Annotated in this window: 13 protein-coding genes; 8 read left to right on the forward strand and 5 right to left on the reverse strand. The window is 36.9% G+C overall.

Annotation, left to right across the window (positions count from 1 at the left end; genetic code table 11):
* Positions 1 to 5 precede the first annotated feature (5 nt).
* The 3 genes from QWT87_RS00650 to QWT87_RS00660 form a co-directional block, all read right to left on the reverse strand.
* A complete protein-coding gene (locus QWT87_RS00650) occupies positions 6 to 1655 on the reverse strand; it encodes a phage tail sheath family protein (protein ID WP_302712659.1) in 1650 nt (549 codons plus the stop codon).
* A 79-nt stretch (positions 1656 to 1734) separates the two neighbouring features.
* Complete coding sequence (locus QWT87_RS00655; RefSeq protein ID WP_302712661.1) at positions 1735 to 3123, reverse strand: phage tail sheath family protein; 1389 nt, start codon at positions 3121 to 3123, stop codon at positions 1735 to 1737.
* 35 nt (positions 3124 to 3158) lie between these two features.
* The gene (locus tag QWT87_RS00660) at positions 3159 to 3704 is read right to left on the reverse strand and encodes a DUF4255 domain-containing protein (RefSeq protein WP_302712663.1); all 546 of its coding nucleotides are present in this window, start codon (positions 3702 to 3704) and stop codon (positions 3159 to 3161) included.
* 513 nt (positions 3705 to 4217) lie between these two features.
* Between QWT87_RS00660 and QWT87_RS00665 the strand changes: the two genes are divergently transcribed.
* Positions 4218 to 4538: a hypothetical protein gene (locus QWT87_RS00665; RefSeq protein ID WP_271247892.1), complete on the forward strand. Its 321-nt coding sequence runs from the start codon at positions 4218 to 4220 to the stop codon at positions 4536 to 4538.
* Between the two features lie 46 nt (positions 4539 to 4584).
* On the forward strand, positions 4585 to 6075 hold the full coding sequence (locus tag QWT87_RS00670) for a contractile injection system tape measure protein (RefSeq protein ID WP_302712666.1): 1491 nt from the start codon (positions 4585 to 4587) through the stop codon (positions 6073 to 6075).
* 89 nt (positions 6076 to 6164) lie between these two features.
* On the opposite strand, the gene mnmE is transcribed toward QWT87_RS00670, so the two are convergent.
* Both mnmE and QWT87_RS00680 read right to left on the reverse strand, forming a co-directional pair.
* Positions 6165 to 7550 (reverse strand): tRNA uridine-5-carboxymethylaminomethyl(34) synthesis GTPase MnmE, encoded by a 1386-nt coding sequence (gene mnmE / locus QWT87_RS00675; RefSeq protein ID WP_302712668.1) that lies wholly within the window; start codon positions 7548 to 7550, stop codon positions 6165 to 6167.
* 591 nt (positions 7551 to 8141) lie between these two features.
* Positions 8142 to 9911, reverse strand: a complete 1770-nt coding sequence (locus QWT87_RS00680; protein ID WP_302712670.1) for an aminopeptidase P family protein — start codon at positions 9909 to 9911, stop codon at positions 8142 to 8144.
* A 418-nt stretch (positions 9912 to 10329) separates the two neighbouring features.
* On the opposite strand from QWT87_RS00680, the gene QWT87_RS00685 reads away from it, so the two are divergent.
* The 6 genes from QWT87_RS00685 (at position 10330) to QWT87_RS00710 (ending at position 14702) form a co-directional block, all read left to right on the forward strand.
* A complete protein-coding gene (locus QWT87_RS00685) occupies positions 10330 to 10767 on the forward strand; it encodes a DUF6526 family protein (protein ID WP_302712672.1) in 438 nt (145 codons plus the stop codon).
* Between the two features lie 37 nt (positions 10768 to 10804).
* Positions 10805 to 10972, forward strand: a complete 168-nt coding sequence (locus tag QWT87_RS00690; RefSeq protein ID WP_076394783.1) for a phosphatidate cytidylyltransferase — start codon at positions 10805 to 10807, stop codon at positions 10970 to 10972.
* A gap of 12 nt (positions 10973 to 10984) precedes the next feature.
* Positions 10985 to 12088 carry a DNA topoisomerase IB gene (locus tag QWT87_RS00695; RefSeq protein WP_302712675.1) on the forward strand — a complete coding sequence of 368 codons (1104 nt, stop codon included), beginning with the start codon at positions 10985 to 10987 and terminating at the stop codon, positions 12086 to 12088.
* A gap of 171 nt (positions 12089 to 12259) precedes the next feature.
* Positions 12260 to 13885: an L-glutamate gamma-semialdehyde dehydrogenase gene (pruA, locus tag QWT87_RS00700; protein WP_302712677.1), complete on the forward strand. Its 1626-nt coding sequence runs from the start codon at positions 12260 to 12262 to the stop codon at positions 13883 to 13885.
* A 210-nt stretch (positions 13886 to 14095) separates the two neighbouring features.
* Positions 14096 to 14308, forward strand: a complete 213-nt coding sequence (locus QWT87_RS00705; RefSeq protein ID WP_302712679.1) for a cytochrome C551 — start codon at positions 14096 to 14098, stop codon at positions 14306 to 14308.
* Between the two features lie 184 nt (positions 14309 to 14492).
* Entirely contained in the window at positions 14493 to 14702 is a 210-nt protein-coding gene (locus QWT87_RS00710) for a hypothetical protein (RefSeq protein WP_302712681.1), read from the forward strand.
* Positions 14703 to 14796: the final 94 nt, after the last annotated feature.

Genomic DNA, 14796 nt, shown 5'->3' on the forward strand with positions numbered 1-14796 from the left:
AATTTTTACGCTTCCTGCAGTTTGTGTGAGAAACGAAGAACAATAAATTCTGCCGGACGAACTGCCGCCATACCGATTTCCACGATCATTCTGCCTTCAAGGATATCCTGTGCAGACATGGTTTTATTTAAGCCAACGCTTACATAGTAAGCTTCTTCCGGCTTGCTTCCTGCCAATGCTCCGTCCTGCCACTGCTGGTTCAGGAAGTTTTCGATCATGGTCTGTACGCGAACCCATGTATTGGCTGTGTTCGGTTCAAATACGAAACGTTCCGTTGCTTTTTTCACGGATTCTTCTACCATGTTGAAGAATCTGCGTACTGAAATGTATCTCCATTCGTTGCTGTTGCCGTCAAGCGTTCTTGCTCCCCAAACCAATGTCCCTTTTCCTGTAAAAGATCTGATAACGTTGATGGATTTTCCTGAAGCCGGATCTACATTAAGTTCATCCTGACGTTTATTTGAAATTTTAATAACGGGAGAATCAACATAATTAAGTCCTGTATTTGCAGGTGCTTTGAATACTCCGGATGTACTGTCTACTTTAGCGTAAACACCTGCCATTGCTGAAGACGGAGCTAAAACTACTTTTTGGGATTCAATTGCCGCTTTAGCCTGATTGTACAGTTCAGAATTTTTTAATTTTAATTCTGCTAAGGTTGTTACACCGGAAGCACCCATCACCGCAACTTTATCATCTTTAAAGGCGTACGTCAAAATTGTTTTAAGGTTCGGATAATAAGCTGCTCCGTATTTTAGCCCTGTAGAAGTTACTTTATTTCTGAAAATAGCATCATCTCCTAAAATATCCATAATAACAAACCTGTCTTTCATAGATTCTGCCTGATCTAAGGCACTGTCATACAGAGAATAAACAGTTTTAATAGTTTGTTCATCATTCGCATTTGTAACAGACGTTACATTGGCATCAGCAGCAAGACTAATATCAGATGCTGTTTCCGCATCAGAATTAGCATCAATTAATGCCTGAGCCGCAGCCGCAGCCGCTAATTGAGCTTTTACAACAGCCGCAGCAAGATCCTCATCATTAGGTGCAGCGGCAGCAGCTTGTTGAGCCTGAGTAAGCGCTGTGTCAGCTGCAGTTTTTGCCGCTGTAGCTGCATTAATAGCAAGTAAAGCAGCATCAGCAGCCTCTTCGGCAGCATCAGCAAAGGCTTGAGCAGTTGCTACTTCATCATCCGTTGCTACCAAACCTTGAAGATCAGGAAAAACAATAAGTGTAGGCTCGTCTTCTTTTTTCAGTAAATCAAGAGCTGCTTCTAATTTAGCAGGACTTACTTTATTTTCTTTTATTACGCCGTTTTCTTTGTATTCAAATTTGTCTACCGAAACAATATAGCATGGTCCGCCTCCATTGGCAAAATACATTTGCATCGCGTAATACATTTTGAAATCGCTTACCTTTGGCTGAACTGCTGTTGCAGTACCCTCTTTGAAAGCTACAGCAAAAGTTTCGGCATATGCTTTTCCAAAAAGTTCTTTAAACTCCAGCATAGACGAGATTCTGGTGGGTTTGTTTTGTGTCCCTCCTTCTGTATATCCGATAAAAGCGGGAATAGCTGTTTCAACTTGCGCTACGGAAGGCGGAAATTTTGCCTCTTCCTCCACATAGACTCCAGGGGTTTTGTAATTCATTTGTTAAAAATTTTAAGTTAATATTAATTATCACTCGAAGCAGAACTTCAATATTTTGTTGTGATTGATTTTGGTTTTGTTATAGTTTGTGAGAAAAATTTAATACAATAAACTCTGCAGGACGTACTAAGGCTACTTCAATTTTTACATCCATGATGTCTGTTCCTCCGGATTTCACTTCAACTTTGTAAGCTTCTTTGGGAGAATTTCCTGCCAGTGCCCCATCGATCCACTGCTGATTAAGAAAATTCTCAATCATTGCTTTTGCTCTTAACCATGTGTGAATGACATGAGGCTGATTGATAAATTTTTCGTTAAGCGCTATGCTTATTGACTGTTTAAGCATGTTATAATAACGGCGTACGTGGATGTATTTCCACTCGTTATCTTTTTCATCTTCCTTTTTGTCTTTTCCATCCAGCGTTCTGGCTCCCCAAACCAAGGTTCCTTTTCCTGTGAAGCTTCTGATAGCGTTGATTGATTTTCCTTCATCATCAATGTTTAAATCGGATTGTTCTTCGTCGGAAATTTTTTCAGTCGGAGCTGTTACGTAATTCAAACTTACATTGGCGGGCGCTTTCCAGACTCCTCTTGTATTGTCTATTCTTCCGTAAATTCCTGCTATTGCAGATGATGGCGGCAAAACTACTTTCAGAGATTTCAGTAATTCTTTTATCTGATTATATAATGAAGAATTTGCTGTTTTCAGGGACACTAATGTTACCCCATTGGCAATTCCAACGGGCTGATTCTGCGTATCGAGGTGAGAAACAGGAGTTATTTTTTCATCAAAATGATAATTTAAAACCGTTTTCAGATGAGGAAAATAAGCTGCCGCATAACTTGAGGAATTTACTGTATTTCTGAAACTCTCCACTGCAGTAAGATTCCCGATTTTTGTAGTGGAATTTCCATAGTAAGTATCTAAAAGAGCAAACATATTTTGTGATTCTCCTGCAGATTCGGCTTTGGTAATTGCTGTATTATATAAGGCATGAAAATCAGAAGCGGTTAGTGATACGGCATCCGGGAAAATAACAAGAAGTGGCTCTTTTATATTATTGATTAAATTTAACCCTGATTCCAAAAGATATTTTTCCACCTGTGCTGCATTGTAATCTCCCACAGAAACGATGTAGCAAGCACCGCCTCCATTAGCAAAATACATTTGTAACGAATAATACATTAAAAATTTTGCCTTTGGTTCTAAAACTGTTATTCCTGCATCAGTATCTTTTAATGTAATACTTTCCATTTTTGCGCTCCCGAATTTTTTCTCAAAATCCAGAAGAGAGCTGATCTTTGATGGCTTATAATCAGGTGCGCTAGTATCATTGTCTTCGGAAGGCTTTCGTTCGGTATATCCTATGAATACAGGTACTGCAGTTTCTACTAATGCAATGGAGTTTGGAAGTTTTGGCAGTTCTTCAATAGAAACACCGGGTGTCGTCGGATTTGGTATGTTCATAAATTTTAAATTAAAGGGTTATTTGTTTTCTGATATTATTTAACCGTAATATCCTTGATATCAACATAATTAATAAGCTGAACATCAGAAATATTTTTAGCTCCAATCTTAACCACACTTACTTTATACATTACGGAAGGAATGATCTTTCCGCCCAATAAACCCCAAATGTAACTTAGCTGCTCAAACGGTACGGCATGCATTTCTGTTCTGAAAGTAAAATTGTTTTCTCCGATACCGGTTGCAACGTATTCCAATACATTTTTTGCACGAAGAACCTCAATAACTTTTGAAATGTTTATTAGAGCACTGTCATAATCCGTCATATTGGCTGTAACCATTACGAAAAGATTTACATATGCCGAAGGGCTTTCCATTTTTGTAACATTGGATGTATTTTTTACATATCTTGAGATATTTTTCATGGTAGATTCCTCCTGAACATTCAGTAAGGTAATCACCACTTTATTATCAAGTCCCGCAGCTCCGTCTTCATGCTTTGCGATGTCGTTAACCACAACATCTGCTAAACCGGCAGAATGCAACTCATTTTTTAAAACTGTTAATACTTCTTTTATCATAATTTTTGTTCTTTAGTATTATGGTGCAAACATACAATCAGCCCGACTTAAAAAACGAATATTTTGGGGGCTCCATCCTGTCTTTGCAGTAAATGCTTTTTTTGAATTTTCTTTTAACCTAAAAAATAAATCAATATAAAATAATGATAATCAAATAATTAACACCTACTAAATTTTAAAAAAAATTATCCTGATCTAAGACTTGTGAAATAAACACGGTTAACTGAAGGTAATTTTAAGGCGTGAAAAATGATTATTTTAAGTATAATGTTGTGAGATTCCTCCATTGATTTTTTTATCCGCTCAATATTTTTTCCAATTATCAATATCTGAAAAGATATAATTCCGAAATCTGATCAGATTTCATCCTTTTCTGAATTAAAAAATTTATCGTTTTTATTATCAGAACATAAGTTTATGATCTACTGCAAAGACAGAACAGCGAGGTCTTATTATTCGTTATACTGCTTTTCTTCCTCTAATTTTGACCCCATAATTTAAACTTTAATCACAATGAATATTAAAACTCTTTTTGGCAAACGCAATGAAATCATTGGCGGCCATTTTAATGAATTAAGATCAAAACTGGGTATGGCAAATCAGGACGAGGAAGTTGTTTTTTCTGTAAGAGAAGAAATCTGTAACGCCTGTCCTTTGAAAAACGGAAACAACTGCAATACCCAAAAATGGATTCATCCTCAGACTCTTGAAGTTTCAAGCGGTCCAAAAGACGGCTTCATAAGAGGTTGCGGATGCAGACTGAGTGCAAAACAGAGATCCAAATACAGCCTTTGTCCTGCAGGTTTCTGGGGCGGAGAATTTGACAAGAAATAGGCATTTTACGGTAATTCCACCATTGTATAACTCAAATTTATTTAATGTGAAGCAAGATCATATCATTCAGAAAGTTTTTATTGAAATTACGGTAAATAATAAAGAAAAAGGACTGAGTATAAAAGACGACATCAACAGTTTTCTGTCGATGGATGTGTTTCCGAAAATAGAAAAATACCTCAGTACTTTTGAACACAGATTAGAAGACCACATTTTGCAGATCCCTAAACTGGAATTGAATCTGGATGTAAAAAGCAGCGCATTAAATTCTGATCTGAAAGATAAAATTGCCCAAGTTTTCGAAGAGAAATTATCTGAGGTTACAAACTCTGTTTTAAATTCAGATGAGTTTACAGCAAATAATTCTGAAGCATATCTGGTGACCAATCATGAAAAAATTCTTCAAAGCTTTATTTATTTTTTGGAAAGCGGAAATGTACCTTGGTGGAATTCTGATAAAAAAAGTCTTTCTCTGCTTGAACCAAAAGTATTTAATGCTATTATTCAGGGTGAAAATTTTCAGAACTGCATTCTTCCTGTTTTTTCTAAAAGAAATGTGCAGGAAAGAATCATTCATCAGCTTTCTAATGAACAAATTGCCCAATTATGCAATGTTATTCTAAAAGACAAAGCATTAAAAATCAATTTACAATCAGAGATTATACAGTTGATCTCAAAGCTGGATCAGATGAACAGAATTATGATATGGAGACTGATTTTAAATATTTTGTCGAGGCATCTGAAATCTCCGAACATTTATATTGAGGATTATTTTTTAGAAGAAATACTGAAATCTGAGACTTTATCAAAAGATTTATTTTTTGTGAAAAATCATTTTCATAACCTAAAAACAGTATTAAAGATATTTCCGATCATCAAAGAGGCTGAATTGATTGAAAAAATTGAAGAGACATTCATCAAAAACGATCAAAATACAAAAAAGACAACGAAAAAAAATGAGCAAAATTCTAAGAAAACCATTGATGAGGTAATTCAAAATAGCAATAATTCTGAACAAAAAGCTGAAGAAATTATTTCTGATGAAGGACAATATGTTCAAAATGCCGGGCTGATTCTGATTCATCCGTTTATGAAAACTTTTTTTGAGCATTGTGATCTTCTGGACAAGAAAACTAATCAGCTTTCAGATCCGGAATTGGGTGCGCATCTGCTTCATTATATTGCTACCGGAAAAATAAATGCTCCTGAATATGACATGATATTTGAGAAATTTTTGTGCAATATTCCTCTTCATCAATCGATCAACCGACATATTAAGCTTACGCGTAAACACAAAACTCAAGTTAAAAATCTGATAGAAAGTGTTCAGCATAACTGGAGCGCTATGAAAACATCATCCGCAGAATTGCTCCGGAATGAATTTTTTCAACGTCCCGGAAAATTGGTTGTCATCGACCACGACTGTACTCTTACCGTAGAACGAAAGACACAGGATATTTTGCTGGAAAGACTTTCGTGGGGAATCGGTCTTGTGAAGCTTCCGTGGAAGGATCAGTTTATGTTTGTGAGCTGGTAAAGAGTTTTTAAAATCAAAGTCTGTCAGAACGTACAGACTTTGATTTTCCTATTTTTATAATAAATATAACTTAAGATAAATTTTTTTAGTTACTTCCCGATACAAAACTTCGAAAAAATATTCCCCAAAACCTCATTATTAGTCACCTCGCCCGAAATTTCACCGAGATGTTCCAGAGCGTTTCTCAGTTCGTAGGCTAAAAGTTCGGTAGAAATTTGGAAAGTAATTGCTTCTTTTACTTTTTGTACAGCTTCCAAAGATTTCTGTAGTGCTTCAAAATGACGCTGATTGGTAATCACAACATTGTTTTCAGAAGCTTTTAACTGTTCTACGTAAGAAGACAATTCATTTTTGAGATCCTGAATATTCTGATTTTCAACCGCTGAAATTTTAATAAAATCAAATTCCTGAGAAATTTTGCTTCTGAAGATATTTTCTACTTTTTCATATGTTGCAGGAGAAACCTCATCAATTTTTGTTGCACAGATAATCAGTTTCAGATCATCTCTTTGCAGAGACTGGATCATTTCAATGTCTTCGGAAAAATCTTCTGTTGCAGCATCGGCTAAATAAACCAGTATATTGGCATTTTCTACCTTTTCTTTGGCTTTTTTTACACCAATTGCTTCAATTTCATCCATCGTTTCACGCAATCCTGCCGTATCAATTAATCGGAAAGCATGACCTTTTATATGAAGAACCTCCTCTATCGTATCCCTCGTTGTTCCCGCGATATTGCTTACAATCGCTCTTTCTTCTTTTAGCAAAGCATTTAAAAGGGTAGATTTTCCGGCATTCGGTTTGCCGATGATGGCAACCGCAGTTCCGTTTTTGATGGCATTTCCGTATTGGAAACTTTCAATCAGGGAATTTAATTTTACTTCGATTTTATTTAAAAGCTCAACCAAAGCCGATCTGTCCGCAAATTCTACATCTTCTTCTGCAAAATCAAGCTCTAATTCAATTAATGAAACAAAATTCAGCAAATCGGTTCTCAGGAAAGAAATTTCGTTGGTAATTCCTCCTTTCAACTGATTAATTGCCACTTTTCTCGAAGCCTCATTTTCAGATGCAATAACATCAGCAATCGCTTCAGCCTGAGAAAGATCAATTCTTCCGTTAATGAAAGCTCGAAGCGTAAATTCTCCGGCTTTTGCCATCCTTGCTCCATTTTTAATTAGGGTTTCAAGAATACGTTTCCCAATGTGCGGCGACCCGTGAAAAGCAATTTCCACAGAATTTTCTGTCGTAAAACTTTTCGGAGCCAGAAAAATAGAAAGCATCACTTCATCAATCGCCTCTTCTCCATCCATAAAATATCCGTAATGAATGGTGTGAGACTTCTGTTTTGCCAAATTTTTCCCCGGAAAAGACTTTTGCACAACAGCTAAAGCTTCATCCCCCGAAACTCTTATAATTCCTAAAGCACCTACTCCATTGGCAGTTGCCAACGCACAAATGGTATCGTTATTCATACTGCAAATTTACGGTTTTTAACCGCAAACAAAAATATCCTTTATCTATTGCAATAATTTTACGAGTTCAAAATATTTTCAGTAACATAAAAATCAATCTCAAGACTTTCAAGCATTTTTTTTGGAGCTGTTTCCGGCTATCCACTCATACTCCTCACGCCAAACAAGCCACAGCTTTTGCCATTGCTTCCAATATTTGTTGCGGGGTAACCGTTTCTATCCGGGCTAAGAATGTCGGAAATTAATTATTGGTTTTCTAAATTCATCTTTAAAGCAAATTTTATCTTTCCCACTTTGTAACCACCCCGTCAAAAATTTCTTCGAAATTTTCGCCACCCCTCCAAAGGAGGGGAATTTCTATCAGGCAAAACATACAAATAAAAAATCATCTCAAGAACTGAGATGATTACCTGCTTTGAATTTACTATATGAAGATATGAATGATGTCTTTTTGCTGATACAAAGATAGATTTACCGATGGAGTTTTTTTTCAGGATAAACCCTAAAACCAGATCCGTAAAAATACGGTAATGCAAAAAAAATCGCCCCGCAAATACTTACAGGACGATTTTTTTATCTGTTTATTTTCTTTTACAAAGGACTTACCAGTTCAAGGAACCAGTCTTTCACTTCTCCTTCTAAATATGGCGCAATTTTCTCTTCACATGTTTTGTGATAAGCATTCAGCCAGTTGATCTCTTCCTCAGAAAGAATTTCTTTCACAATGGTATCTTTAAAGAACGGACAGAATGTTAAAGTCTCGAATTCGTAGAAAGTACCGTGAATGGTGGTTTCAGATTCTTTTACAGCGATCAGGTTTTCATGACGGATTCCATACTCACCTTCCAGATAATATCCGGGTTCGTTTGAGCAGACCATTCCGACCAATAATTCCTGCGGATTCATATCTTTTCTGATGTTTTGCGGACCTTCGTGAACGTTCATGAAACTTCCTACACCATGTCCGGTTCCATGGTTGTAATCTTTCCCTTCCATCCAAAGCGGAAGTCTTGCGATCGCATCCAACTGAACCCCTCTTGTTCCTTTCGGGAATTTTACCATCGATAAACGGATTAATCCCTGTAAAACCAATGTTGAATTTCTTTTGAATTCTTCAGAAACCGCTCCTAAAGCTAAAGTTCTTGTAATATCGGTCGTTCCTTCCAAATACTGACCTCCGGAATCTACCAAAATACTTGCATCATTCGTAACTTCTTTGCTTCCTTCGCTTTTTGCAGAATAATGCATAATAGCTCCGTTGTCTTTATAACCAACGATGCTTCCAAAGCTTTCGCCTACGAAATTCTCTCCTTCTGCACGGAAGCCTCTCAGTTTTTCACCGATAGAATATTCGTTCATGGCTTCTTTTCCCGCGTTGTGAGTTAGCCAGTAAAGGAATTTCACCATTGCAACGCCATCTCTTACCATTACTTTTCTGAAACCTTCAAGTTCTGTTTCGTTTTTCTGGGCTTTCATCAGATTTCCCGGAACCGGAGCTTTGATGAATTCATTTCCAGATTTCAACGCTTCAAAAATCGACTGGTTGCTGTTTGGTGAAACGAGAACTTTTTCGTTTTTAAATTCTTTCAGGCAATTATAGAATTCTTCGTAAGGCATCATTTTTACCCATGCTTCGTCCAGTTGTCTTCTGGCTTCTACTTCAAGTTTATCCAGATCTGTAAACAATTTCGCATCATTTTTAGTGATAACGACGTAGCCTAAAAACACGGGATTGCTTTCTACATCGCTTCCTCTTAAATTAAGCGTCCATGCTACATCATCCAAGCTTGAAATGATATGTACCGTTGCCTCAATGTCTTCCATTTTCTGGCGTATTGCCGCGATTTTGTCTACTACGGATTTTCCTGCTCTTTCTACAGGATGCACATATATTGGATTTTTCGAAGGTGTTCCTCTGTCTTTCCAGATTTCTTTCAGTAAAGGAAGGTCTTCAAGGGTAATATTTTTTGCGTTTAATTTCTGCGTTAAAAGCTCCCAGTTGGCGTGAGAAGTTGCCAGAGCATTTACCGCTACTTTTCCGTTCGCAGGAATTTCGGAAATAATCCAGTCGATATAATGAGGCGTTCCTTCCATTCCGTCTTTGAAAAGATCGATTCCTGAACCAGCCAGTTCGATCGGAGCCTGTGTAAAATATCTTCCGTCTGTCCAGAGTCCTGCCTTGTCTTTGGTAACTACCACAAAACCTGCAGAACCCAGAAATCCTGATAGCCATGCCCTCTCCTGCCATTCTTCCGGAAGATATTCGCTCATGTGAGGATCTGCGGAATATACTATAAATGCATCAACATTATTTTTCTGCATTTCTTCACGAAGCGCAGCTACTTTTTCCTTTGAAGTCATTTTATCTTAATTTTTTAAAGAGGGGAAGTTACGAATTTTTTGAGTTTTGAAGATGAAATTATTGTTGTTTTTAAACTGTTTCTGCATGATTGAACTTTTTTCTGTTCCGTGTTATTCTTGATTTCCTGAAATGGCAAATATTTGTGGAACGACAGAAATCCTAGCCCGGATTGCAGCATTTGTCTGAGCTCGTTTCTTGATTTTTGGATTTGCGGCGGCTCCGCCGCCGCAAATCCAAAAACTATAAACAGCGAGTGCGGAAAGCCGGAAAAGCTCCTGAAAAATAATCCGTTTTTATAATGAGGAAAGATCAGGAATTCTGAATTATATTGAAGAAAACAGCAATATTCAGATACCACAAGAATCAATTGTTGTCAAAATTTAACATTTTGGAAAGGTTATTGCTTACTTACAAAATATGGAAAGTCAGAATTACAAAAATCACAGAAAATTTTATCCGCCGCATCATTTCGTTTATCTTCCATTGCTTTTAGGATTGGAAATATTTGGCATTTACAAAATCTTTAATGATGAAAGCAACCAACTGATCTGGATTTTATTTTCTGCTGTTATTTTTCTTCTTTTCTATCTTGCGATTATGCTGAGACAGCATTATGCCTTAGTTTTACAGAATCGATTGGTTCGGTTAGAATTTAAACAAAGATATTACGAACTTTTCCAGCAGAGATCTGATGAGGTTGAAAGTAAGCTGAAATTTGACCAGATCGCAGCATTGAGATTTTCTTACGACGATGAGTTTAAGGAACTTCTTTACAAAGCTCTGAATGATAATATTTCGGGAGACGAAATCAAGAGATCAATAAAAAAATGGCGACCGGATCATCACAGAGTATAAAATTATCAAATAATAAACACCAAATAATAAATTAATCATGAAAAAATGGAGCTTATACAGTATGATGATATTTTGTCTGCTGACATTAACAAGCTGCGAAGCAGTAGAAACGATCTTTAAAGCAGGAATGTGGTGGGGAATTATCGTAGTAGTCGCCGTAATAGCTATTATTTTATGGCTGTTTTCAAGGGGTAGGAACTCTTAACCAAATCATCTTATGGAAAATTCAGACTTAGAACTCATCTCACATCTGAAGCCTTCGAAGATCGTAAAAATTATGAAAGATCCGGTAGCATCTGCAAAGGCGGTACATCTTATATATACCACCGATGCAGAAACAGCCGGAATTACACGGAAGAGAACCGGAAAAAAATATTCTTACTACAGAGACGGCGAAAAGATCAGGGATAAAGAAGAAATTACAAGAATTAACAAGCTGGTTATTCCTCCGGCGTGGGAAAATGTCTGGATCTGCGCTTTGGACAACGGACATCTTCAGGCAACCGGTTTTGATGTTAAAAAACGAAAACAATACCGTTATCATCCGCTTTGGAGTGCCCTGAGAAATCACACGAAGTTTTACAGAATGCTTCAGTTCGGGTATGCTTTACCCGATATCCGTCTTCAGGTAGAAAAAGATTTAGCTTTAAGAAATTTCGAAAAAAGAAAGATTCTTGCACTGATCGTAAGTTTAATGCAGAGAACCAATATAAGAATCGGCAATAACGCGTATGAAAAACTGTATGGTTCTTTTGGTTTAACGACTTTAAAGGAGAAACACGTTCAGGTTAAGGGACAGAAAATAACTTTTCATTTTAAAGGAAAAAAAGGCGTGATGCACGATATTGATCTGAAAAGTAAAAGGCTTTCCAGACTGGTGCAGAAGTGCAAAGATATTCCCGGAAGAGAACTTTTCCAGTACATTGATGATGAAGGAAACCGCCACACTGTAGATTCGGGAATGGTGAATGATTATATTAAAGAAATCAGCGGTGAAGATTTTACGGCGAAAGATTTTAGAACGTGGTCGGGAACCGTAAATGCTTTAATTGCTTTTAAGGAAATCGGCTATGCAGAAACCCATACAGAATACAAGAAAAAAGTGAAAGAAGCCCTTGAAATAGTTGCTTCCCATCTTGGAAATACCAGTACGGTATGCCGAAAATATTATGTCCATCCTTTGGTTATTAATCTGTATGAAAACAACACCATCAAAAAATATCTTGATGAGCTTGAACAAATAGAGGAAAACGATGGTAAAGCAGATCTTACACAGGAAGAAAAATTAGTTTTAAAAATTTTAGAAACTGAGAAAATGTAGAAGAATTAATGGTAAATGGTGAATTGTCAATTCCTCATGCCTGTCAATTTTCAATTATATTTTAAAATTCACAATTCACTTGCTGAGCAAAATTGATCATTCACACATTCTCTCGACCCAAATAATTGTTGTAAATTTGTATCATTAGCAAATAAAAAATATACAACTAATATGTCTAAAGCAATTTCGCAAGTACCATTTGCAGTAAACGAGCCCGTAAATTCGTATGCACCGGGAACTCCGGAAGTAAAAAGTCTGATCGCCCAGTACAAAAAAATGTGGGCAGAAAAGATCGAAATCCCAATGATCATCAATGGTGAAGAAGTAAAAACAGGAGATAAAGTTCAGCTTCAGTCGCCTCAGGATCATGCGCACGATTTCGGATTTTATCACAGAGGAACCATGCAGCATGTAGATGATGCGATAAACGCTGCACTGGCTGCGAAAAAAGAATGGAACGAACTGGGATGGGAACATCGTGCTGCCATTTTCTTAAAAGCGGCTGATCTTTTGGCAGGACCTTACAGAGACGTTATTAATGCAGCAACGATGATCGGACAGTCTAAGAACGTTCATCAGGCTGAAATTGATTCCGCTTGTGAATTCATCGATTTCTTAAGATTCAACGTAGAATTTATGACGGAAATGTATTCTGAACAGCCGGTTTCTGACGCAGGAATCTGGAACAGATTGGAATACAGACCATTGGAAGGATTCTGTTTTGCAGTAACTCCTTTCAACTTTACAGCGATTTCAGGAAATTTACCGACCTGTATGGCAATGCTTGGAAACGTAGTGGTTTGGAAACCTTCTGACAAGCAGGTTTATTCCGCAAAAGTAATCATGGATGTTCTTACGGAAGCAGGTCTTCCAAAAGGGGTTATCAACATGATCTTCACGGATGGAAAAGAAACGGCTGAGAAAGTTTTGGCGCACAGAGATTTTGCAGGACTTCACTTTACAGGTTCTACGAAAGTTTTCCAGGGAATGTGGAAAATGATCGGAGACAATATTCATAACTACAGAACGTATCCAAGAATCGTTGGAGAAACCGGAGGGAAAGATTTCGTAATTGCGCATCCTTCTGCAAACGTAGAAGCGGTGGCGACTGCTTTGGTAAGAGGTGCTTTCGAATATCAGGGACAGAAATGTTCTGCGGCTTCCAGAGCGTATATTCCTCAGTCTCTTTGGGCAGATGTGAAAAAAGTAATGGAAACTCAAATCGCTTCCATCAAAATCGGTTCTCCTGAAGATCCGTCTAACTTTGTAAATGCGGTAATTGACAAAAATTCTTTTGAAAAATGTAAAGGATATATTGACAGAGCGAATTCTTCGACTGAAGCAAACGTTGTAATCGGTGGTAAAACAGACGATTCTAAAGGATGGTTTGTACACCCGACTGTTATTGAAACTACAAATCCTCAGTACGAAAGTATGGTTGAGGAAATCTTCGGACCAATCTTGTCCATCTACGTTTATGAAGATGCAAAATGGGCTGAAACTTTACAGTTGGTAGATTCTTCTTCACCATATTCTTTAACGGGATCTGTTTTTGCACAGGATCGTTATGCGGTAAATGAAGCATTCAAAGCGTTGGAAAATGCATCCGGAAACTTCTACATCAATGACAAACCGACAGGAGCAGTTGTTGGTCAGCAGCCTTTCGGTGGCGGTAGAGCTTCAGGAACAAATGACAAAGCAGGTTCTAAAATGAACTTACTGAGATGGACTTCTGTAAGATCTATCAAAGAAACTTTTGTATCTCCTAAAGATTACAAATATCCGTATTTAGGATAATCATTAATGAACAATAGATAATTGTTGTTCTTATATCAATACAGCCCCGGAATTTTGGTTTCGGGGCTTTTTCTTTCTTTAAATTACTGATTGATAAGAGATTTATTAACACTTTTTAATTTATTTTATTGATAATTTAATAGGCTTACCAATACTTTCGGAATAATAATTGAATTAATCGTGTTACAATCACACCAAAAATAAAATATTATGAAAAAGTTATTGTTAATGGCAACAGTCGGAATGTTTGCGGTAAGTTGCGGTACAAAAGAATCGTCCATGTCGACCACCAATTCGGATTCTACAATGGTGGATAATACAACAGCCGTTGCTCCAGCCACAACAGACACCATGACTACGGCAAAAGCCAATCCGGACAGTATGAAGATGAAAATGGATTCTGCAAGCACTACTGTAAAATAACACAGAATTTTAACTTAAAAATTTCAAAATCCTCAGAAAATTTTCTGGGGATTTTTAATGCTCAGAAGTTTAAAAAGAACTTTTTACTTTTTACTTTTTACTTTTTACTTTTTACTTTTTACTTTTTACTTTTTACTTTTTAAATCATTATATTTGATATACACGAAACATTAAAAAATTTACTATGAAGAAATTATGGATTTGTGCCGTCTTAGGACTGGTATTTTTAGGAAGCTGCGCCGATAAGAAAGAAAACAGAGAAGAATTTAAAGAAGAACACAATAAAGATTCTTTAAGAAACAGAATGGGAGATTCTGCCGTTGCCTATTCAGAAACTACTGCTCCTCCTTCAGATAGTACAAAAGCAGCTTCAGATTCTACAAAAATGAAATAAAAAAACAAAACCGCAAAAAAAGCTGCGGTTTTGTACTTAAAAAAACTTGACTGAAAAAAACCGGGCAATCACCCCGATTGTATTGTTAGGAAGA

The organism is Chryseobacterium urinae (assembly GCF_030518295.1).
GTDB classification, from domain to species: domain Bacteria; phylum Bacteroidota; class Bacteroidia; order Flavobacteriales; family Weeksellaceae; genus Chryseobacterium; species Chryseobacterium mucoviscidosis.

What these genes read in the sequence shown, in the direction of transcription:
- QWT87_RS00695 (WP_302712675.1), top strand. Translation starts at nt 10,985, where the DNA reads ATGGAAAATTCAGACTTAGAACTCATCTCACATCTGAAGCCTTCGAAG.
- QWT87_RS00655 (WP_302712661.1), bottom strand. Translation starts at nt 3,123, where the DNA reads ATGAACATACCAAATCCGACGACACCCGGTGTTTCTATTGAAGAACTG.
- QWT87_RS00690 (WP_076394783.1), top strand. Translation starts at nt 10,805, where the DNA reads ATGAAAAAATGGAGCTTATACAGTATGATGATATTTTGTCTGCTGACA.
- QWT87_RS00660 (WP_302712663.1), bottom strand. Translation starts at nt 3,704, where the DNA reads ATGATAAAAGAAGTATTAACAGTTTTAAAAAATGAGTTGCATTCTGCC.
- QWT87_RS00680 (WP_302712670.1), bottom strand. Translation starts at nt 9,911, where the DNA reads ATGACTTCAAAGGAAAAAGTAGCTGCGCTTCGTGAAGAAATGCAGAAA.
- QWT87_RS00710 (WP_302712681.1), top strand. Translation starts at nt 14,493, where the DNA reads ATGAAGAAATTATGGATTTGTGCCGTCTTAGGACTGGTATTTTTAGGA.
- QWT87_RS00705 (WP_302712679.1), top strand. Translation starts at nt 14,096, where the DNA reads ATGAAAAAGTTATTGTTAATGGCAACAGTCGGAATGTTTGCGGTAAGT.
- QWT87_RS00665 (WP_271247892.1), top strand. Translation starts at nt 4,218, where the DNA reads ATGAATATTAAAACTCTTTTTGGCAAACGCAATGAAATCATTGGCGGC.
- pruA (WP_302712677.1), top strand. Translation starts at nt 12,260, where the DNA reads ATGTCTAAAGCAATTTCGCAAGTACCATTTGCAGTAAACGAGCCCGTA.
- QWT87_RS00685 (WP_302712672.1), top strand. Translation starts at nt 10,330, where the DNA reads ATGGAAAGTCAGAATTACAAAAATCACAGAAAATTTTATCCGCCGCAT.
- mnmE (WP_302712668.1), bottom strand. Translation starts at nt 7,550, where the DNA reads ATGAATAACGATACCATTTGTGCGTTGGCAACTGCCAATGGAGTAGGT.
- QWT87_RS00650 (WP_302712659.1), bottom strand. Translation starts at nt 1,655, where the DNA reads ATGAATTACAAAACCCCTGGAGTCTATGTGGAGGAAGAGGCAAAATTT.